Origin of the sequence: Bartonella sp. TP, assembly GCF_030406085.1 — a bacterium.
GTDB lineage: Bacteria > Pseudomonadota > Alphaproteobacteria > Rhizobiales > Rhizobiaceae > CALTWN01.
The window spans coordinates 31,833-56,700 of the sequence record NZ_CP129002.1 but is presented as its reverse complement, the minus strand read 5'-3'; the positions used below and the strand labels follow the sequence as shown (position 1 = coordinate 56,700).

The window sequence follows — 24,868 nt, the reverse complement described above, 5'->3', positions numbered from 1 at the left end:
TGAGTAATGCGTAGAAATTATATAATAAATTATTGGTTATATGCCATCTTGTTCTTGTGTCTGAGCATTGTAATTGTGGGCGGAGCGACTAGGCTTACCGGGTCTGGGCTTTCTATAACGCAATGGCAGCCTATACATGGTGTTATCCCGCCATTGAATGTGATTGAATGGCAGCAGGAATTTACAAAATACCAACAAATCGCGCAATATCAGCAGCTACATCAAAATATGTCTTTGGCGGAGTTTCAGCATTTATATTGGTGGGAATGGGCGCATAGAATCTTAGCGCGTCTTATTGGATTTATTGCGATTTTACCATTAATTTTTTATCTATTCGCTAGCAAGATAAAAAAATTAGCTTACCGAAATTACTTAGCTTATTTTTTAATTGTACCAATTTTAATCGGCATACAGGGAGTAATAGGCTGGTGGATGGTCTATTCAGGCCTAGCGGGCAGCTCGCTTACCAGCGTTAGCCAATATCGCTTGGCAATGCATATGATAGCAGCATGCAGCATTATCGCTTTGCTAAGCTATATGATAGGAAAGCTAATAGATTATAGCGAAAAAGCCGCTACACCAGCTATGCAAATTATGGCGGCTCTATTGATAGGGCTAATCTTATTACAAATTTACTTTGGCGCTCTTGTAGCTGGGCTACATGGTGGGCTGAGTTTTAATAGCTGGCCGTTGATGAATGGTCAGGTTATTCCTAAGTTTATGTTTATATTACAACCATATTGGCGCAATTATTTTGAAAATATTGCTCTGACTCAATTTATTCATCGCAGCTGCGCTTATCTTATTTTTCTGCTGACTTTTGGCAATTTTTTATATGCCAGAATCTACGCTACAAATAGCACCCACCATATAAGATCGCTAATTTTATTAAGCATGGTAAGTTTGCAGATAATATTTGGTATAACGACCTTATTGCTGCATGTACCTATTTTTTGGGCTTTATTACATCAAATTTTTGCTTTACTGCTTTTGGTTTTTTCAGTTTTGCATTATTGCGCTACCAAAGCGCTTAGTAGCCCAACATCAGCTGCAAATTCTGTACCGCAGCACCGCTAGCGCCCTTGCCAAGATTGTCTAATGTAGCCCATAGGCTTAGCGTGCCTTGCTCTGCATTGCCAAAAATATAAATTTTTAATTTATCTGTGCCGACCAACTCTGTTGGGTCTAGCCGTTGTATTTGTTCTACTTCTTCTTCACCAGCTATTGTAACATATTCTTGATTGCTATAATGCTGCGTAAAAATATCGCGCAAATTCGCCATGCTATAATTCTTAGTTAAATTTGCCAAATGCAGTGTGGTATTTACTAGCATACCGCGCACAAAGCGCCCCACGCTAGGCGCAAAAATTGGCATATTATCCAGCAGGCTATAGGTTTTTATTTCTTTATTATGTTTGTGATCTAAATGCAGCCCATAGGCAAAATAGTTTAGATCTATATAATCTTTTGCATGTATATCGGTCATTTGAGTGATTAGAGCTTTTCCGCCACCACTATAGCCAGAAACTGCATGTATACTAACCAATGCCTCTTTACTAAGTGCGCCATGGTCGCGCAGGGGCCGTAGCAGGCTAAGTGCCCCTGTTGGGTAGCAGCCAGGATTGCTTACAAATCGAGCATTTTCTATAGCTTGTTTTTGCGTTTTGGTAAGCTCGGCAAAGCCATAAACCCAATTGCTATCGGTACGATAAGCTGTAGAGCTATCTATGATGCGGCTATTTGCTTTTTCCATTAGAATCGGCGCTATGGCCTTTGCTGCATTATCTGGCAGGCATAATATTACTATATCAGCTTGGCTAGCTAGCTCTGTGCGAGCTTCGATATTATAATAATCCTTATCCGGTAACGACAATAGCTCTATATTGCTTTTTGATAGTCGCTCGTGAATCTCTAGGCCTGTTGTGCCATGTTCGCCATCGATAAAAATTTTATGCATATCTATGCGTTCCTGTAATTATATTTAATAACTTTTAATATTATGGTGTATAATTTTCTAGATAAAAATAAAAGAGGAACATTCAATGAATTTAAAAAATATCTCCACGTTTTTTCACCAAGCTTTAGAGCAAAAAGACGCGGCCATTTATAGCTTAATCAATAAAGAGCGAGATCGGCAAGCCAATGAGATAGAGCTAATCGCGTCTGAGAATCTGGTCTCACAGGCAGTTTTAGAAGCGCAAGGCTCTATATTAACCAATAAATATGCCGAAGGTTACCCGGGAAAACGCTATTATGGCGGCTGCCATGTAGTTGATGAAGTAGAATCTTTAGCAATAGCCAGAGCAAAACAATTATTTAATTGCGGTTTTGCTAATGTGCAGCCAAATTCTGGCAGCCAAATGAATCAAGCCGTGTTTCTGGCTTTACTACAGCCCGGTGATAAATTCATGGGCATGGCTCTAGATGCTGGCGGCCATTTAACGCATGGCTCGCCAGTTAATATGTCTGGCAAATGGTTTAGCCCGATAAGCTATGGAGTAAACAAAGATAGCCATCTTATAGATATGCAAGAAGTTGCGGATATAGCTCGCAAAGCAAAGCCGAAATTAATAATAGCTGGTGCAACGGCATATTCGCGCAAGATAGATTGGGCGGGCTTTCGCAAAATAGCAGATGAAGTTGGGGCTTATCTAATGGTTGACATGTCTCATATCGCAGGCTTAGTAGCCGGGGGAGTATTAGAAAGCCCGTTGCCACATGCGCATGTAGTAACCACCACGACACATAAGTCGCTGCGTGGTCCCCGCGGGGGCTTGATCTTGACCAATTATGAAGATATGGCGAAAAAAATAAATAGTGCCGTTTTTCCCGGTATGCAGGGTGGCCCGCTTATGCATATCATTGCAGCGAAGGCTGTGAGTTTTGCCGAAGCTATGGCGCCTGACTTTAAAGATTATGCGCAAAAAATTGTTGCCAATGCGCAGATTTTGGCAAAAACCTGCATAGACAATGGCATAAATGTTGTAACAGGGGGTACAGATAATCATCTATTATTGTTAGATTTACAGTCTTATAATATTACGGGTAAGCAATTGGAGCAAACATTGGGTAGTGTAGATATTATTTGTAATAAAAATACTGTGCCTTTTGACCCTAGCTCGCCCTTTATAACTTCTGGCATTCGGTTGGGCACGCCAGCAAGTACCACACGCGGCTTTGGCTCGACGGAGTTTGTTGCTATAGGGGAAATGATAGCTTCTATAATCAAAGCTTTAAGTACGGACGAAGAGCTAGACGAAGCTTTACATCGGGTGAAAGAACGGGTAAAGAATCTAACGCAGAACTTTCCAATTTACTAAGGCATAATGCAGCATCTAAGTGATGAAATTTTTATGAAGGCGGCTGTGGAGTTATCCTCCACAGCCCTAGGCTCTACGCTAGAAAATCCAGCCGTTGGCGCTATATTGGTATGGAGGCATGGAAAAGAGACTATAATTATTGGCCGTGGCACCACAGCCATAACTGGCCGGCCCCATGCTGAAACCCAAGCCATAGCAGAAGCCATGCGGCTTTATGGCGCCAAAGCCGTAGCAGAATCCACCCTTTATGTAACATTAGAGCCTTGCGCTCATTATGGCAAAACACCGCCTTGTGCATTATCGCTAATTAAAGCAAAGGTAAAAAGGGTAGTAGTCGCTTTGTGCGACATAGATCCAAGGGTAGACAGGCATGGCATACAAATGCTACGCGAAGCTGGCATAGAGGTAACTACTGGAATCTTGAGTGCTTATGCCTATAATGTAATGAGTCGCTATTTTATAAATCAACAATATAAAAGATGCGAAGTTACCTTGAAATTGGCGTTAGCGCAAAATGCGGCTGTGGGGCAAATCGGCGTAGCTAAGTTTAATATTACCAATGCTTTGGCTAAAAAAATTGCCCATAAATTACGCAGTAAATATGACGCGATTCTAATTGGCTTGCAAACTGCCTTATTAGACGATCCCATATTAAACTGTCGCCTGAACGGGTTAGAAAAATGCTCGCCAATACGCATAGTGCTAGATGTAGATTTAAAATTACCGCTGCATAGTCAATTAGTAGCAACCGCTAGGCAGCAGCCCCTATGGATTGCTTGCTCGGCAACTGCCGATTCTGCAAAAAAACAGGCATTGCAGGATAGGGGGGCCGAACTCTTAGAGTTTATGCTGCCGCAAAAGAAACTTATAGATTTAGAAGAGCTATTAGCTAGACTTTATCATCTAAATATTTTTTCGCTATTGGTTGAAGGGGGAGCTAATGTTGCAACAAATTTCTTGGCGGCAGATCTGGTAGATCGCTTGGCTTTATTCACTAGTCCCGTGATTGTCGAGAAAGATCCAATATTGGCGCCAAATTTGCAGAAAATAATTGCTAGCGATAATTATAGACTTATTGAAAAAATGTCGTTAAACTCTAACAAATATGAACATTGGATAAGGACCAACAAATGTTTACAGGGATAATAACAGCCATCGGTGTAGTAGATGAGGTTATAAGCCTTAATGAAGGAAGGAAAATACGTATTACTTCTTCTTATGATTGTCGAACTATCGCCATAGGTGCTTCAATAGCATGCGACGGCGTGTGTTTAACGGTAGTAAATAAATCAGAAGCTTGGTTTGAAGTGGAAGCGTGGGAAGAAGCGGTGCGGCTAACCACAATTAAGGATTGGCAGAAAAATACACGGATAAATCTAGAGCGCTCGCTAAAAATAGGCGACGAGCTTGGTGGCCATTTAGTTTCTGGGCATATTGATGCAACGGCAAAAATAATAGAGCTTACCCCGGTGGGCGAGGCAAAAAGAATATATTTCAAAAGTTCTGATACTGGTTTAATGCCTTTTATTGCTAAAAAAGGCTCTATAGCAGTAAATGGAGTTTCTTTAACGGTTAATGATGTGCGGGATGATATATTTGAGGTTTTGCTTATTGACCATAGTTTAAAAGTTACTACTTTTGGCGAAAAGATAGTTGGTGATTATGTAAATCTTGAAATAGATCAATTAGCCCGTTATTCTGTACGCTATAGCGAGGCGAAAAGGCAGTTATAATGAAAAAGAAAGTCTTAATCGTTGAGGCCCGCTATTACGAAGATATAGCAGAGGCTTTATTAGCTGGTGCCAAAGCGAAATTAGATGCAGCTGGTTATGAATATGATCTTGTTACCGTGCCCGGCGCCCTAGAGATACCACCCGCTATAGCGATAATGAGTAAAAACTGCTATGCTGGCTATGTAGCGCTGGGCTGCGTTATTCGTGGGGAAACTTATCATTTTGAGATTGTAGCCAATGGCTCAACTTCTGGACTTATGGATTTAGCTCTAGCTAAGAATTTGGCCATAGGCAATGGGATATTGACGGTGGATAATGGCCAGCAGGCTCTGGCGCGCGCAAAAGCAGATGAATCGAATAAAGGCGCATGGGCAGCCTTTGCTTGTTTGGAGTTGATAAAGCTGAAAGAAAATATGCATGAAGGATGAAGTAAAGCCAGTAAATAAACGTGGCTCTGCTCGCCTTGCGGCTGTACAGGCATTGTATCAGCTGGAGGTAACTGGAGCTAATGTTATAGATATAGCGAAAGAATATGAGCTTTATCGCCTAGGGCAAGAAATAGATGGCGATGAATATTTGCCAGCGGATATACAGTGGTTTCGCAGTATAATCATTGGTGTGGTTGAACAACAAACTGTACTAGATCCATTTATAAGCAAAAATCTACCGCCAGATTGGCCGCTTTCGCGTTTAGATTCTGTTTTGCGCTCTATTTTACGCGCTGCTATTTGGGAGCTAAAAACGCATAAAAAAATTGATGTAGCTGTTATTATTAATGAATATGTAGAATTGAGCAAAGCGTTTTTTGCAGCTGCAGAAACAAGGTTAGTAAATGGCGTGTTGCACAATGCCGCTGGGCAGTTGCGTATAGTTTAATATAAAGAATTACTCTATACGCCCTGTAACATGGGCTAGCATCGTGTATATTTTGCCACTGTCGGACTGTAAATAATTATACACTCCGGTGCTGTCGCCAGCGGCACTAAGGCGCTTTAATATCTTTTCAAATTCCGCGATATACGCGTCAACAGAATTTTTAAAGACTGGTTCTGTTCTGTATTTAGAGCGTATATGGCCAAATAATAGCACACCTTTTGCCGTATAGAGTTTTGAAGCATCTATATTGCGTTGGTCCTTTTTATAATTATGCCAAACGGCCGCTAAAGCCTCATCATCTACCGTATCAATAATAGTAGAAGCTAGCTCTTGCAATGTTTTTGAGCTTTCGGGAGTAGGGCTTGGTTTGGCTTGATAATTATATGAAGTACCGGTAGTACCGTCAAGCAGAGCTGAATTATTTACAGCACCAGAAATATCTTGCAGTGCCATGATTTGCTCATTTATAGCATTTTTTAGCGATACTGTATTGGCTCTTTGATAGTTTTGCTGTAGGCGCTGTGTATTTTGCGCCAAGGCGGCCTCGAGCTCATTATTTGAGCTGCCTATTTGTTGCGAGGCTTCTACAAAGCGATTTGCGGCCCGTGCTACCTCTGGGGATAGTTTTCTGGCTGCTATAGATACGTTGCTGTCTTGAACTTTTTCTGCTGCTTCTATTACATTTTTATAATTTATAATAGATTTAGTCATCTCTTCTGTTTTATTTTCTAGGCTTTTGAATAGCTGTTGCAAGGCGTCTTTGTGCGCGCCGACTTTGTCTGAAAAACTACCCTTTGATTCATCCAATAAATTAGAGACCTGTTTTAATAAATTTGCATGCGCCATAAAATTTTCTGTAAGCTGCGCGATATTTGCTTTGGCATCTTTGGATAACTCATTTAAATTATTATTGTTATAATCCATCATTTGGCTAAATTTATCTTCTGCCTGTTGCAGATTTTCTACCAAGCCTTCGGTTTTTTGCACAATGTTGCTACTGGAGCTATCAAGCTTCGCGGTTAGGGCAAAAATATTACGATGTAGCTCAGAGGTAAATTTTTCTACCGATTGTGCGATTTGTGCAGATCGGTCGGCTACAGCATTCACAAACAATTCATTTTCAGAGGAAAGTTGCTGCTGTAGTGCTTGCGTAGAATGCGTAATTTGGTCGCTCAAGCTTTCTGCAATATTATTAAAAGTATGTGTAGCGCTAACGCTAGCGCTATATAGCGACTGCGAGCTGTTATTTATCTGCTCAAGCTGCGAGGAGATGTGTTGCGTACTGCGCTCTGTTAGATATTGCATTGAACCTTCTACATGAGAGATCTGGTCACTAATTTGCGTTTCTAGCTTGCTTACCGTTTCGTTAAGCACGTTGGAACGATCTAGCAAGCTTTGCTCGACATTTGCCATGGCTTGGGTTAAGGCAGAATTTACATATTCACCAGCCGCAACGATATGCTGGCTAGCCTGCGCGGCTTCTGTTTCTACATAGCCTTCAATTTCTTTGATTTTAGCCTTTACATCGTCGCTTATAAGCTCGGTGCCATACACAATGTTGGAATGCAGCGTTACAAAATCTTGCTCAAATTTTGATATGGATTCGGTTAATTCATCGCTGATTTTATGAACATATTGTTGGGCTGTGCTCGCTTCTTGGTTAAATAATTCTGCTGCATGGCTTATTTCATGGTGCAGAATGCGGCTTACTGCAGCGGCCTGTTCTTCTACCTGTTGAAAGCTGTTGCTTAGATTGTTGGCTAGGCTTGCCTGCAGCGCTTCGGTTTTTTCGCTTATCAACTGCGCTTTCGAATTTAGCGCTACTTCTAAATGCTGCTTTTGCTCGTCAAAATTTGTTTGCAATGTATTTGACTGCGCTATGGCAGCTTTTATCATATTTGCATATTCTTCTAGCGATACTAAATGGCTATTAAAGCTGCTTTGAAGATTATCATTATTATATGATATTACATCATCTATACTGGCTGACTGTTTTAGCAGCAACTCGTTAAACTGCTCTTCTGCATGCGCTACAAAGTCACGCAATTTTGCTATTCTTGCTTCTACTGCGCTTGCTTGCTCTTCTAATACCTCATGTACTTCTGATTTATTTAATTGCAGCGAATTTGCTACGGAAGAAGCGATATCAGTATTGTAAGAACTGATGGTATTGTTGAGGTTTGCAAGGCTTTGCGTAATCTCTTGCTTTAGGCCAGTTTCATAGCTAGTTAATTTTTCTATATTTTCTACACCAAAATCATTTAGCTGGTTAATTCTCTCGCCAAATTTTTGCTCGATATTGTCTAGATGTTGTGTTAGCACCGTTAGTTGCGAGCCGATATTGCTGGTAAGGTTATCGCTAGTATGTGCTAATAAGTCAGAAATTAATCCGGCACTAGTTTCTAGCTTGGCTGAAATTGCAACAGATTTATCGTTGAAGATTTGCTCTAGCTGGTTTTCAAAATTAACTACTTGTGTGCTTAAATTATCTTTTACATCTTCCACCGTAGATAAAAACCGGCTTTTACCTTGGTCAAAGCTATTTTCTAACTCTGTGATACGGCTCAACAGATCTTCATTCAGACTGCGTGCCTTGGTATCTAAAATCTCTGCTAGCTTATCGGTGCTTTCTTCTATTGATAAAGTATGATCTAAGAAGGAGGTTAGGATAGATCTATTTTCATCTGTTAATACATTATTCAACGATTCAAGATTTTCCTCAAAGGCGCGAATTGCTACTTTTGTAGCATCATTTAATTTATCTGGCACGTCTATTAGCATGTCGTCTAATCTATTCTGCACAGCGCCAAGCATTTGTTCATTCCGCTCTGCTATAGAGAGGTCTAGCGACATGAATTTTTCATTAATCTCGGCTACTGTCCTGTCGGTATTATGCGCTAATTCTATCATATTTGTGTCAAATTTATTTGCAGATAGAGAACCACGCTCTGCAATGGTTTTGTCAATTTTGTCAAAAAGATTATCGAGTTGGCCTAAATAACTGTCGCCTTTTATATCAAGTTTATTCGTAAGAACATCAGTTAGGGAATCGCTAACTGCATGCAAATTGTCCAATATAGTTTGCGTTTTCTTATTTAGACTTTTGCCAAGATTCTCTGCTATAGTTTCAACATTATCGGTAATATTATCTGTAACGCTAGCGAGCTCATCTGAGATTTCGTTTCTTGTAAGCTGCAAAGTTTTCTTAACCCGGTCTGCATGCTCTAAAATAGCTTGTCGCTCATTGGCTAGCATTGTTATTAATTTATGAATGCGCGTTTCATTCTCTATGTAAGCGCGCTCTAAATTATTTACTTCGCCACTAACCATAGCTTCTATTTCGCAGGCTCGCTCGTAAGTGCGTTGTATACCACCGTCCATATTGGTAAGTTCTGCGCGCAATCTAGCGCTTAGTTTGCTAAAATCTACTGTATTTTCGGTTAAATAGGGTGCATTGCCAAGCTGCGTATTGCTTAGCGATTTTATCATAAGCGATAAGTCGCTAGAATTTTTTGACAATTTCGCAAAGCCCCAAAAAGCGCAGATGGGAAATATTGTACCGCTTACAACGCCAAAGCCAGCCGCACTATTTAAAAACGAAAAGAGGCTAGGTGCAGTTTTAGCTAAGTTAATGGCTAGAGCTGTACCACCTGTGGCCCAAATTAAGCTTATTGCACTGGTTGTCCAATAAAGGCTAGAGGCAGAGCGGCTTTTAAAAATCTGATAAAAAGAAGGTGCAGTGGCATCGTCATTTGCAGCTTTTAGTTGCTCAGGAAAAAAGGCAAATTTTTCAACATTAGTTTCTAAATTTGTTGTAGCTTTAGATTCTTCCATTGTAGAGGATGTCGCGTGCGCAATATTGCTTAATTCTATTGCATTTGCTAAATTATCCAACTCTAGCAAACTGTCTTTTTCTAAAGTCTCATTTTCTTCTAAAGCTTTTTCCTTAAGCTTGCTTTCTAGGGCTGCTTCTAAAGCTCGCTCTATGTTAAGATTCGACTTTTCTATCTCGGTTTGACGAGCCATATTTACTCCATAATTTTGCAATCAGGCTTTTATTAATTTATTAATCTATCACAACTTATTTAATTATGCTATGATTTTGTCACTTGCTTTATGGAAAGTTGTACTATGTTTTGGAGGGTCGGTAATAATTTTTCATTAGACCTAGATAAATCGCCTATTATCATGGGTATTTTGAACATTACGCCAGATTCTTTTTCTGATGCGGGCTCTTATATGTCTCCTAAAGCTAGCATAAGCCATGCCAAAACTATGATACAACAGGGTGCCGATATTATAGATATAGGTGGTGAATCAACACGGCCTGGGGCCGAGCCAATATCGGCGCAAACAGAGCAAACGCGCATATTGCCGATTGTAAAAACTCTGCTTCAAGATTTTACAGCAATTCTTTCGATTGATACTTATAATCACTCGACCGCTGCCGCTGCTTTGGCTTTGGGGGCGCATATTATTAACGATGTATATGGACTGCAAAAAGCCCCGCAAATGGCAGAAATAGTGGCAAATTTTAAGGCTGGTATAGTTATAATGCATACCAATCGTGAGCGTGTGCCACATCGCGACATTATTGAGGATCAGAAATTCTTCTTTGATAAATCGCTAACGATTGCAGCAAAAGCAGGCATACAAAAAGAAGCCATCGTGCTAGATCCAGGGTTTGGTTTTGGCAAAGATTATATTCATAATATGGCTTTGTTTACGCGCATAGGTGAGCTAGCCGCATTTGGCTACCCTCTTTTAGCTGGTATTTCACGTAAAAAATCGCTAGGTCGTTTAAAGCACGGTAACGCGGCTCAATCAGTAGATATGGATGTTGCCACTAGCGTGTTATCGGTTTTGTTAAGAGAGCGTGGTTTTTCTATTTTTCGTGTGCACAATGTTGCAGTCAATTGCCAAGCCCTGGCAGTAGCTGATGCTTGGCTTTAACTAGGGGACTAGGATGTATCGTGTTTATTTATCTTTTGGCGGTAATGTAGGGGATGTAGAGGCTACTATTATTAGAAGCGTGCGTGATTTAACAAGCACAGGGCTATGTCAGCTAGAACGCTTATCCTCATTATACCAAACACCGCCTTGGGGTAATATTAGCCAGGATTATTTTTTTAATGCATGTGCTAAATTCGCAACGGAACTTGAGCCAGAGGTTTTTTTGCGGTTATGTCAGGCGATAGAGCTTAAACATGGCCGCGAAAGGGTTGCCAAATGGGGCCCGCGTACTATTGATATAGATCTTTTGCTCTATGATGCATTTGAAAATTATAATAGCGACAGCCTTATTATGCCGCACCCCTTTATGTTGCAGCGTGGTTTTGTGCTTAAGCCATTGCACGAAATCGCCCCAGAATTAATCATAGCTAGACATTCTATTGCTGAATATTTAAAAACCATTCCAGAGCTGGACACCATAAAGCGATGCAAAAATAGCCTTGCTTGGCAAAACTTAGCATATTTATAGGAATTTTATATTGTATAATATTTATTATAGTTTATATATTGGGTAGTTATGTAATTTCATGAGGGCGAGATGGCAGAATATTCGCAAAATATCCAAGATAATTTTTTAAATAATGTTCGCAAACAAAGAACGCCTCTGACTATATTTTTGGTTAATGGAGTTAAATTATCTGGTTACATAAGCTCGTTTGACAGTTTTTCGGTTGTTTTAAGAAGAGAAAACCATATGCAGCTAGTATATAAGCATGCTATATCTACAATTTTACCGAACGGTCCATTCTCTTATGAGAGCGCTAAGGACAATGATACAAATTCCGACACCAAGTAAAATTGCTACTTGACGAATAAAAAAAGCTCGTATACAACTATTCATATAGTCATATAATTATATATGGAACTGCGTTGAGTAAGCAATTTTTAGATGTTTTAGGAATTGGGTTTGGGCCATTTAATTTTAGTTTAAATTGCTTAATGGCTAAGACACCGCTGAACTCTGTATTTATAGATAAAAACAATGATTTTAATTGGCATCTAAACTCTATAGGCGGTAATTTACAAGTTAGTTGGTTAAAAGATGGACTTTTTTATCAGTTTTCTGCTAGGGAATGCGATAGTATAACTCGTTTGGAATATAATAATTATTTAAAATGGGTTGTGGGGCATTTTAAAAATATAAATTTTGGCGAAAATGCAGAAAATATAGCAGTAACTAATGATGGTTATTATTTAGTAAATACCAATAAAAATAAATATATATCTAAGTCTATAGTAGTAGGTACTGGCCCTGTTCCTAATATACCTAGTTTTGCCAAAGAATATTCTAGCGATGATGTGTTTCATTCTTCAGTATATTTAAAATACAGAGAAAAGCTAAAAGGAAAAGTTTTAATCGTAGGCAATGGGCAAAGTGCTTGCGAGATAGTAATGGACTTATTAAATAATGTTCAGAACATTGATATAGTATGGATATCAGAGAGATCTGCATTTCATTCTTTAGATGACAATGCTATTATAAACTCTCTTTATTCTCCAGCCTATACAAAAGAAATTAAAAAAACGCATAAAAGCTATAAAGAAACGTTATTTAGCAATATATTATACACAAGCGATGGAATATCAGGTGTAACAGCAAATCAGCTATTTGAGATTATTTATAATAAAAAGAAACAGCTACATGTGTCATTAGATACTAGTTTGTATGACCTAAGTAAGAGCGATGCTACCTATAGAGCTAGCTTGCTGTTAAAGAAGTTTAATAAAAATACGTATAGATTCAAATTTATCAACAATGCCTTGGCGTAATAGTATAATAATTAATTCGATATTAGAGAATAATTTTTACAAGAATTTAGATTTAGAACGTTTTGCTTTTTTGAGTTTACAGGATATTTAGGAGTCTCAGATGAATATTTTAATCTTACATCGCCCTATATATGCAACTTCTTTATATCATTTAGCGGTAGATCATAATCTTCACAATATTTTTTATATAGGTTTAGAAGACAGTCTTAAAGATATTCCTGATACCCTAAAATATTCAAAAATTATTCGCAAAAAAGAAGATGGCATCTTAGATTGCGTAGTGGAATTTGCGAAACATAATAATATTACTTTCGATAGAGTGGTGTCGCTTTCAGAATATGAGCTAATGGAAGCTGCACAAATTAGAGAGCAATTAAATATTTATGGACAAAAACCCAAAGATATCATAAAGGTTCGCGACAAAGTTTTAATGAAAGAAATCGTAAAAAAAGCTGGCATTTTAGTGCCAAGCTTTTGTGAATTAAAAGATATAATAAATAATAAAAACGAGGTACCACATAGCTTTTCAGATGAAATGATTGTGGTAAAGCCAAAAGATGGCGCTGCAAGCAGTAATATTATAGCTTTTACTAATATTGATAGTTTTTTTACTTCGTTAAAGTCTAAAACAAGTGGTATTGAAGCTTTAGATGGTGAAAATCAAGAATTGGCCATAGATAATTTTGAGGTCGAAACTTTTGTAGATGGAGATATTTACCATATTGATGGGGTTATGAATAATGGAGAAATTGCTCTGCTGCAAGTTAGCAAATATATAAATACTTGTTTGGATTATGCCAATGGGTATCCTTTGGGCTCTGTGCAAGTACGAAATGAGGCTGTGTACCGAGATTTTGCTGATAAGGTTGTTAAGGCTCTTGGTATAGTAGATAGTAGTTTTCATCTAGAAATTATTCAATCTAATAAAAAAGAGTTGTATTTTTTAGAAATCGCCAACAGGCCAGGTGGCGGGGATATAGGTAAAGTTTTTGAGCTAAAAACCGGAATACATCTTCAAAATGCTAGTGTTTTATCAATGCTTGGCGAAAGAGTAGAAATTCCGAATATAGTTAACAATAATTTTTTTGGTTTTTTCATGTTTCCTTCACATAAGTTAAAATCTCCTGTGGTGAATATCGTTAGCCGTGAAGCTCTGCTACAGGATAGAAGATTAGTATCATATAATGTCAATAATGCCGAAAATTTGGCTACAGACCTCTCTTATAGAAGCAGCGAGTTGCCTTTTTCTGGCTTAGTCACAGGAACGCCAGAAGAAATGGAAGAATATCTAAAATTATTGTTTGAAAATACTAGCTTAAGCGAGGAATAAGTTTGGATAAATTCCCCAATCTTTTTAAAAACATAAACAAAGAAGAGCCATATTGCGTTGCTGATATAGCAAAAATAATAGGTATAAAAAATGACTTAAACCTCAGTTTTATTCAAGTTCCAGTTGGCGTTTCAACAAAATATCATAATCATAAAGATTATGAAGTTTGGACTATTACTTATGGAGAGGGGAAAGTTACCAGTCGCTCTAAAGATGGTAATGTGACGCAAGCTGAAGTTTGCGCTGGAGATCTTTTATTATTTTACCCATTTGATTCCCATCAAATAACCAACACTGGCAAAGAAAGTTTAAAGTATGTTTCTACATGGTGGGAAAATTGGGATATCACTGAAAAGTTATCATGTGATGCAAAAAGTAACCGTAATAAAAATTGCAGATTATTATTTGTTCTAGCTTGTCCTACGCCAAATGGGCCTTTGCATTTAGGGCATTTGTCAGGGCCATATTTTTTAGCAGATGTAGCAGCTAGAAAACTAGAGCTTGAAGGTACAAATGTTGAAAAAGTTACAGGAACATTTGGTTATACAAGCCATATAAAAAATACTGCAAAATTAAAGAATACTGATTATAAAACATTAGTACAAGCAAGTGAAGCACAAATTAAAGCTGATTTTAAAAATTTTAATCTAGAGTCAAATGACTTTATAGCACATAACATTGAGGAAAATTGTAGCTTTAATGAATTTTTACATAAAACTATAAAAGAATATATGGATGAGGGTATATTTTTTGAAAAAGAAGGGCTGCATTTTTTTGATAGTACAATAAACAACTGTATTAGTGAAGGAGATGTACAAGGAATATGTTATTTTTGCGGAAACGAGACTCTGAGCATAGAATGTGAAAATTGTGGATCAGGTTTGGACTGCCACAGTTTGTTAAATCCTACTGCAATTTTTTCTAATAATTTGTTAGAAAAAGTTGAGCGTAAGTCTTTATTTTGGAAGCCTAATATTAAATCATTAGCTATTGTTGCCGAGCACTACAGCCAATTATCACTTGATTTCGGTTTGTATATTCCAAATACTTTAGATAAGATAGTAAATTATTATAAAGAGCATCCTGTTGCGATATCAATATTTCAAAAAGAAGGTGTTGTTTTACCTCAATACACAGATCAAACCCTATCAACTTTTGCTCAAAGGCTATTATTAAGATTATACTGGTTTAAAGAATATAAAGATATAAGCAAAATAATATTCTTCAATGGGCGAGATAATTTTATATGTAGTATATTTTTAGTTAGTGTATTTTTGCATGAGAGATTTGGGTTTTTAGATACGCAGGCGATAACTACTAGTTTCTCTTTATTAGATAATAAAAAATTTTCTACATCTAAAAATCATGCTATTTGGGCTAAAGATTTTTTTGCGCAGAATAAAGCTTCTGATTATTTAAGATTATATTTTGCATACATACATCGCTCTGATAAAAATTCTAATTTTTCACAACAAGAGTTTCAGGAGTTCCAAGAAAAATATAGTAAGTTAATCCAAGAAATAATAGATAGCTGCTTAGCTATTGTCATAAAATACAACCAAGATATTACCTCTAGTGGTAGTTGGACGGAATTTGATCGTATTTTTTTTGACGATGTAAATAACTTTTATATGCAAGGGTTAAAGCTTATGGATATTTATAGCTTAGCACCAAATAAATTTTTTATACATTTAGATGCATTACTGATAACTACCAAGCAATATCTAAAGCAAAAAATCACTGCCTTTGATAGCCTACCCAATATGAATAAAAAAACGGTGGTGTATTTATCTTGTTATGTATTATGGAATTTATTGCGTTTATTATACCCACTAATGCCAACCCTTTCTAGATATTATTTGTACCATGCATACGGCGTTAACGATAGTTTTAACATCATCGCTAAGGAGATGCCAAATATATCTATAAAAGACATAAATAAGCTACTAAACAAAAAGGAAGCGCCATGAACGACCTATTATTTCTTAATTTGCGCCCGATTGAGGCAGAAGGTTTAGCCGCTCTTATGGCCGCAAAAAATTCTGGATATAATGTAATATTAATGTCCAATAATTGTCCAGAATATGCGAGCCCTTATCTAAAATCTTATGTGAAAATTGACAATAAAGATGAAGAAGCTTGTATTAAGCAGGCACAAACAATAGCAGAAAATAATGATGTAAAAGCAGTTTTTTCTTGGAATGATACCGATATTATCTTATCTGCTAAAATTGCTGAAATACTAAAACTAAATCATGTTTTAGTAGATGCTGCAATAGTGGCAAAGAACAAGTTTTTATGTAGAGAGCGGTTAAGTGATAAACTACCTCATTTGCTGCCTAAATTTGCAAAAATAGAAGCATCATCGCCAGTAGATGAGGTGGTTAAGGGATTTACTTATCCTCTAATTTTAAAGCCTGTTTCTGCAAGCGGTTCGCAAGGTATTTTTCTGATCCACAATAGGCAAGAATTGCTTTATGCGCTGGAACAGCTTGAACATAAAAGAAAAAATGAAGCAAAAGGTTTGTTTGATAAATTTGGTGCTTATTATATAGTTGAAGAATTTTTACACGGTCAGGAAGTTAGTATAGAGGGCTTTGTTTCAAATAACGTAGTGTATATAGCAGGTATTACGGATAAAACTACAACTAACCCTTGGTATATTGAGACGCGCCACATTTTTCCATCTAAGCTACCTGCAACAACGCAAGAAAAAATTATAATAGTGGTTGAAAGCATCGTGAGAGAATTAGGCATACACCATGCAGCTATCCATGTAGAAATGAAAGTACAAAAAGATGAATGTAAACTTGTTGAAATTGCTACACGCACTGGAGGCGATTTAATCTGTTCTCATTTGGTATCAGAAGCTTTAAATATATCTTGGCTGGAAATAATTATAAAATCTACAATTAATGGGAAAATAGATGATCAATTTATAGAGGTTAAAAAACAAGGGCCACAAAGGGTGGCAGGGGTTCAATTTTATATCGCTTCGCAAGAGGGCATATTTAATGGTTTATCGGTGAATGCAGAAATACCTAATACAATAGAACTAATGAAGCGTGGAAGCAGTATAGTTTTGCCTCCTAAAAGTTTTAACCAATGTAGGGTGGGGTACTCTTTAACAAAAAATATTAATTACGAAGCGGTTGAAAGCGAGTTAAATAAAGCAATACAGCTTACTAATATTAACTTAAGTTAGTGAGGGTGATTATGCTTACAAGACTCTCTACATTTAAAATTGTCTGGATAGAAGAACTCCTTACAAGTTTGCTCTATTTAGTTCCGTACCCATTGATTGTTGTATATTTTTATCAAAATTCTATATTAACAACAAAAACTGTAGCCTTATTGTTATTTACTACAAGCTTCACGGCAAGAGTAGGCAGAATTCTTCTAACTCCAATGTTAGACAAGATAGCAATAAATAAACTGCTCCTGCTTTTACAATTTATGTGTTTTATTGGTTTTGCTATTTTAGCGACTACTCATAATATTAGTTTATTATTTATCGCATGTCTTTTTATTGGGCTTTGCTATGGCAATTCTATTTTAGTTATAAGAACCATCGTTGCTACTTTAAAGTCAAATAAGGAAAATGACTATACGATTAATTTTGCTCGTCTAAATATTGCAACTAATCTACCTTCTCTTTTAGGGCCTTTTATTTTTAATCAACTTTATAACTTATCTAGCAATATTGCTTTTTGGGTATTCTCCCTCGTTGCTTTGTTATCTAGCGTGTGGAGCTTTATATATACAAAACATATTAAAATAGCAAAGCAAACTCACTGGTTTGTTGCTTTTAAAGAAATTGTCAAAGAGGGTAAAACGCAATTAATAATTATTCTTGTTATTATGGTTTGGCTACTTTACTCGTTTGCAATGACTTTATTTCCATTATTTTTAGTAAAACTTATAGGCAATGCAAAATTTACATGGACTTTTATGACAGTAAATGCAGCAATAAGTGTTTTATTCAGTGTTGCTATCCATAAAGCACTAATCAAACTAAACCTAATTGAATATAGAGCTATTTTAATTGCGTTTTTATTATTCTTTTGCTCAATATTTTGTATGCTTTTTTTGCATATAAATCTTTGGCTGGTATTTATTTTTACCGCCATAATAACCTTAGCAGAAATAATAGCTATTCCTGCTTGCAATACGCTTTTATCTAAATTTGTATCAGAAGACAAAAAAGTGGCAATCTTTGCTGTCTATGCTTTGTGTATAGGAATCGGTGAATCTATAGGCAGTAGTTTAGCTTTTACTACATTTAAGCTGTTGGGGTAAGTTGTTATCTGTTGTTCGTCATGGCCGTCAACTAAAGAGGTTGTGTTGTATTTATACAACAATCAGTTTAAGGGTTATTTTCTTAGTATATCTAGAGACATAAGTAATGAAAGTTTTAGTCTAAAGGCTTTATTAGAAACTTCACAAATAAAAGCTATTATGCCGCTGGGTTTGGAGCCAGGGTTATTGGACGTATTAGTTGAGGCGCAAATAGCTAAATTGGGTCACATAGATAGTATTATAACTTATTGTGGAGGGATTGTAACCAAAAGACCAAAGAATCCACTGGGATATAAGAGATTATTTGGTAAAACCCACTTACCTTTTGCTTTTAAAGATGCTTACAAAATAAGTGGCGGTCAATTGATAAAAATTGCAAGATTTTCAGAAGTTTTACCCTATTATTGGGATGTTAGAGAGTTTTCATGATGGAAGGGATCAACATGTTAATTTAAATATAAAATTAAAAAATGCAAATGTGGAGCAAAGAACATTAAGATGGCCAGGATATGCAAGCGAAAATGTGTTAAAGATAGAATTTGAAGATCATTCAGGTACTATAAATTCTATGGCGTTAGCTACTTGTTTGCCCGTTATTTTTGCGGTCAGTGCCCTAGATAATTTAAACATTAAAAATGGTATTAATCACCCAAACAACTTATTTACTAAAAAATATGTAGATCAAATTTTACATTTTATTACGAAATTCAATGTTAAAATAGAGGAGATGAAACTTGACCATTAACTTCTCCTTTCAAATAACCAAAGTCGCATAATATATATTATGGAATCAATCTATCTTTTGAAAGATAGTAGAAGACTCATTAATTTTCAAGAGTCTTTTCCGATATAACACTCGATATTTACAACGTAAACTAAAATATATATAAAAAAAACAATAAACAGGTAAAAGAAACCAAAAGAAAAATATCAAAAAATAACTCTCTAAAAAAACTTCTAAACTGTGCTTATTAACTAACTCAAAAAACCAATATATAAAATTCAAAATTTACTCCTTACATAACTTACAGCACTATTAACAGAATTTCGAATAAAGCCACCATCAGAATAATCAAGACCTATATGACCAATTTTAGGAATAGTAATGCCACCACTAGCAGTATGCAAAGTCTTAGCAGAATTTATATTAGTATTCCTAGCCTGAGCATTAATATTATTAATCTGAGCACGTTGCAACGCAAGTTGGTTCTTCATAGACTCTTCCTGAATATGCAACGAATAAGCAGAATTAATATTACCAAACATATTATGAGCAGGGGCAGATACAGAGCCAGATGGACTGCTAGCTCCACTATTCGCCGAAAGTATAGGATTCAAACCAGCTGCACGTAAATCCGCAACCTCACGCTGATGCGCTGTATTACTCATACGCTCTTGAAATTGCCGATTCAAATCAGCCTGTTGTGCATTAGTCTGATTCTGCATATGAACGCCAAATGCATTAAATATTGGCGAAACGAAATCAAATATACTCATTACAATCTCCCAAAACCACCTGGTACGGAATATACAGGCATTACCCTGGTACAGTCAATCTGAAAATACAAATCTGATACAATCTGTGGCTCATTTTGAACCGCTAACATACGCTTTAATGGCGGGTCAGACTTAATAAACTCTGCATTCAACTTTGGCGGCTCACTAAATTTTTGCGCCAAATGCCACTTATCCAATGGAGCATCCGCAACAGAGCGTAATTTACCACTCACACGATTTGGATTATAACGATACTCACTCCAACGCTCTTGATAGCCAAATACCGCCTCATCCTTCGTTTTATCGCCTGTAGCGTATAATTCCTTAGCCATAATAGCTTGCTCACCTAAATTAGCATTAACTGGCATATAATAATCTAAACGGGTCCTACGTGAATACATACGCGGCAAACCATATTGATATTTCTGGTCTACACGAACTGAGGCGAGACATAATATAACACCATGCTCATCAAATGAACGGGTAAAGCCTATATTCTTAGCAAATTGCGTAGCATAAGCAGCAAGATTACCTTGTGGACTTGTACTGCTTGTAGAAGATGTTTGCGGAATAGCATTAAAGTCGATAATAGATTTACCACCGCCGAGATATTCTGAGCGTTGTAAACGGAAATCCGGAACTGTCACACCGAAATGCGTTTGAATCATTTCTATATAACGTGTACCACCACGAGCATCTAATTCGAATAAACGTTGCAACTGAACTGCTTGACGTAACTGATTAATGGAAACGGGGGGAACTTTGATAGAAGCATTTCTAAGACTAATCTCATTTACAACGCCATGCTCAGCAGAAGGAGTACCATAACCAGAAACAACTTGAACAGGATAATAAGGATCAATCTCATTAGCATAATAAACAGTAAAATCACCAACTGCTGGAGTTTTCCCAGTTGTATCATAATTAAGACTAATATTATTAGAAACAATATCAGCATTAGAAGCAAAATTGAGAGCAGCAGATGGACCTTTTTGAGGCCAGGGCAGGGCACCTGTGAAATAATCACGTTTCTTATTACGACGCAATAATACATAATCCTTTGATGTTGTATCATCAAGCTTTATCGTCTTATCATCCATATGTTCTGGAACTGGATCTTGTAAATTCTCATCACGATACCAATCATTCCAAATCTTGTTATAAGCTCTTGCAAATAAAGAACTAAATTGCAAATTCGGTACTTTTGGCGGAACACCCATATAATCGAATAACGAACCTACAGCAACACCTTTGGAACCTGCATCAAAAATAGGCGTAAGATAATCAATCTTAGCGCCTGGCTTGTCTTGTTGACCATTCATTTGCTCCCAATGTTCCCATAACAGACGATTTGGCACATAGAAAAAATGGAAATCCATGTAAACATTATCCATTACCGGCACTGTAGGCGTGGCAAGACGTGAAAACGAAGATAATTTCATTTTGAATGTATCACCTGGTAGCACTTCATCGACATAGACGGGAACTAGATAGCCGCTGTCGAAGGCAGTGATGTGGTTATGGGAGCGATTAAAACGCGAACGTGGTTTCTTAACCGACGGTACTTTGGAAAACGAATAATTCAAATCTTTCTTACGCATGGCAGACCTCAATGTTTTTGGGTTGGTGTCACCTAGCATATATATATCTAGCATATATATATCAAGAATTTATTAGCGCTTCATAGCGGCAAAGCAAAATACGACTGGTGGTTTGCGTTCGGTTATGTAGAGGTGCTGTGAAGTTAACTGCATTCAAGTAAGTTGCTAAATTTTTGAAGATCACTAGGAATATTAAAATATAAAACACCAGACAAGCAAAAACTGTACCTAATACAGCTTATGCTAAAGTACTGACCCCATCGCAGGGTCTTTAATACTTTTAACTCATAATTACCACTATAATAATCTGGATCCTTTAAATTTCCGCCATGATTGTTTCATAATTATTCAAATTCACAATCATAATTTTATTTTTCAACGTAGGTTCGCTAAAGTTTGTAATGTATTTTACACATTCTAATGCAGCATAAGATGCTGCAAGAGCATTATACGGGTCAATCAAAGTTGAAATAAATGAATTATCGAATGCCTCTGTGAAATAATCATCAGCGATAGCAATATCCTCTTTAATATGTGAAAGGTCTTTTGTTTTACCTGGTATAACTAACGGTCCAATACAAATAGAATCCAGTGTGGAGCTACCAGAAATGTAGGGGACAGAAGCTTTAAGGCAAGCATTGTTGGCGATCATTTTAATTTTTCTTCGTGGCGTATCTATCGAAACTATACAAAAATCACAATCAGCTATTAAACTTATAATATCTTTTTCATTTTCTATCTTTTTATTAATATATTCATATTTTAACTCAGGGTTCAGTTTAGCAATACGCTCTTTAGCGCAATCAATTTTTAGCTTTCCTATATCTTCACGATTATAAATTATTTGCCTACTAAGGTTTGATAATTGCACCTCATCAAAATCAACCGCACGGACAAAACCCACCCCCATTGCGGCAAATGTATAAAGCGTATAGCTTCCGGTTCCTCCTAGGCCTAGCAAAGCAACTCGGCTATCGGTTAGTTTTTTTTGTGCAGCAAAACTTCTCCAGGCGATACTTCCTCGAATAACCGAATTTGTCTATCATATAGGGGATCATACGCTTTTTCGTCTATTAGTTTTTGTTCAAAATCTTGAACAAGAATAGTCTCATTTATAGCAAAATTAATAATATCATATATTTCATCAGGGGTTAGCTCATCAGACATTTTTTCTACCGCCATATCTACAGTGGTAGGCTCACTGAATAATACAAATAATTTTTTAGACAACAAAAAATCTAAGTCATCTATCATTTCAAATAACTCTTTATTTTTTTCTGGGAGAGTACGTAGATATTCTATCGTTGTCTCATTTTCACCGAATTTTGAAATAATTATTTCTCTATTGAGCTGGCTATTTAGGGGATGTAACTCTAAAAAACGAAATCTTCTGCTAAAAGCAATATCTTTTTTTAAACTTAACGATTCATTTGCTGTTGTTGATATAATACAGCGAAAATTATGACTAAGGTAAGGCTTTAAGATATTCATTGCATCAATACCCCCGGTGTTGGCGCCGCCTGTCATCGATAAAGAATGCGCTTCATCAAAATAAATAACTGTATTATGAAGGGTAGCTAAGTCAATAACTGTAGTTAGCTTTTTTTCAAAATCCCCGCGATAAGCGCAACCCGAAATAAGAGAAGCTATATTTAAACTCTGCAAAATTATATTCTGGTAGTATTGCAGGTAGATATTTTGCCAAAAAATGTATGAAGGCTGTTTTCCCCACTCCGCTATTTCCTATCACTGCCAAATTATTCTTGCGCGAACAATTTAAAGTGGTTAGGGCAAAATCATATTCATCTGCTCTATGCAAAACCTCTTCGGATTTACCATTGCCATATAAATCTATAAGATCTACCACGTGGATTTTAGCAGCATTCATTTTAACAAAAAAATCACTTTCAGATACAGTTAAGGTTTTCATGTTGTTTCTTATGCTAGGACACATGGTATAAGGTCCGTTTCGATAGGGCGGTAATGGCAATAATCATAGTAAATAATGGAAAAATAGACCAAATTAATGCTACATCTTGTACGTTAAATAATGAAACAATAGCAAGAGCAGCAGCTCCAAAGCATCGGGCGCTTGTATCTAAAAGACTAATCATACTACTTTCATCCGGGGAATCGCTATAAATATTGCAGCTTCTTGAAAAGAAATAATTTACAGTAAATGCGCAAACTGAAATGAATAGGCAATATAGTGCTATGATAATGGTATTAAAATTAAATAAATAAGACGGGGCTATTATAGTTATAAGCGAAGTTAATATTATTCCCGAGTAACAGATTATAGGGGCATATGGATATTTATTAAAGTTTTTTCTTCTAGCATAGTAAGTAAAAAACCACTGAGCAGCCATAGAAGCAGCAAAAACGAAGCCTATTTTTGTTTGGCTATAGGATAAGGGGAAAGATTTAAAAAAAACAGGCCAGAACTGATATATTAGTTGCATTAAGCCACCAAAAACGACATAATTGACAACGTTATAATTTGCTGTCCTTAGCAGTTTTAGCAATCCAGAGGAAGTGGTTTCTTCTGTATTTTTTGTTTTTGATTTTTTCTTCTCTGGAGTAAATGTATAAGCGACAAACGAGATACCCATAAATGTTATACTTAACAAAATAGAGTATTGAGAAAAGATCGCGCCAAGAAGACCAGATAAAATAGTCGCAATAAATAGCATTTCTGCGCTTCTTGAAATAAGTGAAAAGCTGTCTTCTTTATTATTTTTCTGCGTAAAGATCCAAGCTTCATAAGCGCCAGTATATAAAGCAATGCCAATCCCGTTAAATATTTCACCCGCTATAACTGTGCTATTGCTAGGGTGTAATATTAAAGAAAAATATATCAGCTCTGCGCAACATGCCAAAAGTATCGCCAGTTTATTGCCATATTTATCGGCGAGCAAGCCTGCAGGATAGTTAAAAATAACGCTTGCCACTAATTGCGCAGACTTAGCAATGGCTACCACCGAAAGATCTATACCTCTATCCATAAGGTATACAACAAGTACGGCGCCTATAAACGCACGTGAAAGACTAAACAAACCATGAGCGGATAGGATTTTTAACATCTAGCTTTCCAATCTCATTAGTGGCTACAGAAATGTAGCCACTTGTTGGATTCTTAGTGAAAGCCGGATTCGACAACAGCTTTAACGTTAATAAGAGTTATTGTATTTACTTTGTGAAATTTTATACGAGAAGCTACTTTTGTAGTCATAACTTGTGTCCTTCATAATATTAGTAAAAAAATGAAAAAAATAGTGGCTACAGAAATGTAGCCACTTGCCGAGCTTCTTAGTGAAAAGCAGACTCGACATCAGAGTTTAGCGTAATGTCGCTGCCCATAGTAATACAAACTAATAAAGACGTCAATATCTTTTCTGCGCAACATGCCAAAAGTATCGCTAGCTTGTG

The 24,868-nt window shown here is 36.7% G+C and carries 24 protein-coding genes; 16 read left to right on the top strand and 8 right to left on the bottom strand.

The window, feature by feature from the left end; genetic code table 11:
• Nucleotides 1-6 precede the first annotated feature (6 nt).
• Nucleotides 7-1,077, top strand: coding sequence for a COX15/CtaA family protein (locus tag QVL57_RS00300; RefSeq protein WP_290076519.1), 1,071 nt, complete (start codon nt 7-9; stop codon nt 1,075-1,077).
• Here the strand turns inward: QVL57_RS00300 and argC are convergent.
• Nucleotides 1,031-1,957 (bottom strand): N-acetyl-gamma-glutamyl-phosphate reductase, encoded by a 927-nt coding sequence (gene argC / locus QVL57_RS00295; protein WP_290076517.1) that lies wholly within the window; start codon nt 1,955-1,957, stop codon nt 1,031-1,033. The genes QVL57_RS00300 and argC overlap by 47 nt on opposite strands.
• Before the next feature lie 85 nt (nt 1,958-2,042).
• Here argC and glyA point away from each other — a divergent pair, with 85 nt between their 5' ends.
• From glyA to nusB, 5 genes are read left to right on the top strand one after another with little or no spacing between them, the layout of a single operon-like run.
• Entirely contained in the window at nt 2,043-3,320 is a 1,278-nt protein-coding gene (gene glyA / locus QVL57_RS00290) for a serine hydroxymethyltransferase (protein ID WP_290076515.1), read from the top strand.
• A 6-nt stretch (nt 3,321-3,326) separates the two neighbouring features.
• Nucleotides 3,327-4,466 (top strand): bifunctional diaminohydroxyphosphoribosylaminopyrimidine deaminase/5-amino-6-(5-phosphoribosylamino)uracil reductase RibD, encoded by a 1,140-nt coding sequence (gene ribD / locus QVL57_RS00285; RefSeq protein ID WP_290076513.1) that lies wholly within the window; start codon nt 3,327-3,329, stop codon nt 4,464-4,466.
• Entirely contained in the window at nt 4,451-5,053 is a 603-nt protein-coding gene (locus QVL57_RS00280; protein WP_290076511.1) for a riboflavin synthase, read from the top strand. The genes ribD and QVL57_RS00280 overlap by 16 nt, the downstream gene beginning before the upstream one ends.
• The gene (gene ribH / locus QVL57_RS00275; RefSeq protein WP_290076509.1) at nt 5,053-5,481 is read left to right on the top strand and encodes a 6,7-dimethyl-8-ribityllumazine synthase; all 429 of its coding nucleotides are present in this window, start codon (nt 5,053-5,055) and stop codon (nt 5,479-5,481) included. The genes QVL57_RS00280 and ribH overlap by 1 nt, the downstream gene beginning before the upstream one ends.
• Entirely contained in the window at nt 5,471-5,929 is a 459-nt protein-coding gene (gene nusB / locus QVL57_RS00270; RefSeq protein ID WP_290076507.1) for a transcription antitermination factor NusB, read from the top strand. Before ribH ends, nusB begins: the two co-directional genes overlap by 11 nt.
• A 9-nt stretch (nt 5,930-5,938) precedes the next feature.
• Here nusB and QVL57_RS00265 read toward each other — a convergent pair whose 3' ends face one another.
• Nucleotides 5,939-9,955, bottom strand: coding sequence for a hypothetical protein (locus QVL57_RS00265; RefSeq protein ID WP_290076504.1), 4,017 nt, complete (start codon nt 9,953-9,955; stop codon nt 5,939-5,941).
• Between the two features lie 105 nt (nt 9,956-10,060).
• Here QVL57_RS00265 and folP point away from each other — a divergent pair, with 105 nt between their 5' ends.
• The 10 genes from folP to QVL57_RS00215 all read left to right on the top strand — a co-directional run bounded on the left by folP (nt 10,061) and on the right by QVL57_RS00215 (nt 19,086).
• On the top strand, nt 10,061-10,882 hold the full coding sequence (folP, locus tag QVL57_RS00260) for a dihydropteroate synthase (protein ID WP_290076503.1): 822 nt from the start codon (nt 10,061-10,063) through the stop codon (nt 10,880-10,882).
• Between the two features lie 13 nt (nt 10,883-10,895).
• A complete protein-coding gene (gene folK, locus QVL57_RS00255) occupies nt 10,896-11,411 on the top strand; it encodes a 2-amino-4-hydroxy-6-hydroxymethyldihydropteridine diphosphokinase (protein WP_290076501.1) in 516 nt (171 codons plus the stop codon).
• A gap of 69 nt (nt 11,412-11,480) precedes the next feature.
• Entirely contained in the window at nt 11,481-11,738 is a 258-nt protein-coding gene (hfq, locus tag QVL57_RS00250; RefSeq protein ID WP_290076500.1) for an RNA chaperone Hfq, read from the top strand.
• Between the two features lie 74 nt (nt 11,739-11,812).
• Nucleotides 11,813-12,712 carry a SidA/IucD/PvdA family monooxygenase gene (locus tag QVL57_RS00245; protein ID WP_290076498.1) on the top strand — a complete coding sequence of 300 codons (900 nt, stop codon included), beginning with the start codon at nt 11,813-11,815 and terminating at the stop codon, nt 12,710-12,712.
• 100 nt (nt 12,713-12,812) lie between these two features.
• Nucleotides 12,813-14,042, top strand: coding sequence for an ATP-grasp domain-containing protein (locus QVL57_RS00240; RefSeq protein ID WP_290076497.1), 1,230 nt, complete (start codon nt 12,813-12,815; stop codon nt 14,040-14,042).
• Nucleotides 14,043-14,044: 2 nt separating this feature from the next.
• Nucleotides 14,045-16,012, top strand: coding sequence for a class I tRNA ligase family protein (locus tag QVL57_RS00235; RefSeq protein WP_290076494.1), 1,968 nt, complete (start codon nt 14,045-14,047; stop codon nt 16,010-16,012).
• Between the two features lie 56 nt (nt 16,013-16,068).
• Nucleotides 16,069-17,247 carry an ATP-grasp domain-containing protein gene (locus tag QVL57_RS00230; RefSeq protein ID WP_290076492.1) on the top strand — a complete coding sequence of 393 codons (1,179 nt, stop codon included), beginning with the start codon at nt 16,069-16,071 and terminating at the stop codon, nt 17,245-17,247.
• 11 nt (nt 17,248-17,258) lie between these two features.
• The gene (locus tag QVL57_RS00225) at nt 17,259-18,341 is read left to right on the top strand and encodes an MFS transporter (protein ID WP_290076491.1); all 1,083 of its coding nucleotides are present in this window, start codon (nt 17,259-17,261) and stop codon (nt 18,339-18,341) included.
• A gap of 42 nt (nt 18,342-18,383) precedes the next feature.
• The gene (locus tag QVL57_RS00220; protein WP_290076490.1) at nt 18,384-18,770 is read left to right on the top strand and encodes a hypothetical protein; all 387 of its coding nucleotides are present in this window, start codon (nt 18,384-18,386) and stop codon (nt 18,768-18,770) included.
• Complete coding sequence (locus QVL57_RS00215; protein WP_290076488.1) at nt 18,751-19,086, top strand: hypothetical protein; 336 nt, start codon at nt 18,751-18,753, stop codon at nt 19,084-19,086. Before QVL57_RS00220 ends, QVL57_RS00215 begins: the two co-directional genes overlap by 20 nt.
• Before the next feature lie 257 nt (nt 19,087-19,343).
• On the opposite strand, the gene QVL57_RS00210 is transcribed toward QVL57_RS00215, so the two are convergent.
• From QVL57_RS00210 to QVL57_RS00185, 6 genes are all read right to left on the bottom strand, one after another.
• Nucleotides 19,344-19,838: a hypothetical protein gene (locus tag QVL57_RS00210; protein WP_290076486.1), complete on the bottom strand. Its 495-nt coding sequence runs from the start codon at nt 19,836-19,838 to the stop codon at nt 19,344-19,346.
• Entirely contained in the window at nt 19,838-21,439 is a 1,602-nt protein-coding gene (locus QVL57_RS00205; RefSeq protein ID WP_290076485.1) for a major capsid protein, read from the bottom strand. Before QVL57_RS00205 ends, QVL57_RS00210 begins: the two co-directional genes overlap by 1 nt.
• Before the next feature lie 316 nt (nt 21,440-21,755).
• Nucleotides 21,756-22,400: a ThiF family adenylyltransferase gene (locus QVL57_RS00200; protein ID WP_290076484.1), complete on the bottom strand. Its 645-nt coding sequence runs from the start codon at nt 22,398-22,400 to the stop codon at nt 21,756-21,758.
• A 17-nt stretch (nt 22,401-22,417) separates the two neighbouring features.
• Nucleotides 22,418-23,104, bottom strand: coding sequence for an AAA family ATPase (locus QVL57_RS00195; protein ID WP_290076483.1), 687 nt, complete (start codon nt 23,102-23,104; stop codon nt 22,418-22,420).
• On the bottom strand, nt 23,046-23,369 hold the full coding sequence (locus QVL57_RS00190) for a hypothetical protein (RefSeq protein WP_290076482.1): 324 nt from the start codon (nt 23,367-23,369) through the stop codon (nt 23,046-23,048). The genes QVL57_RS00195 and QVL57_RS00190 overlap by 59 nt, the downstream gene beginning before the upstream one ends.
• 13 nt (nt 23,370-23,382) lie before the next feature.
• Nucleotides 23,383-24,522 (bottom strand): MFS transporter, encoded by a 1,140-nt coding sequence (locus QVL57_RS00185; protein WP_290076480.1) that lies wholly within the window; start codon nt 24,520-24,522, stop codon nt 23,383-23,385.
• Nucleotides 24,523-24,868 lie beyond the last annotated feature (346 nt).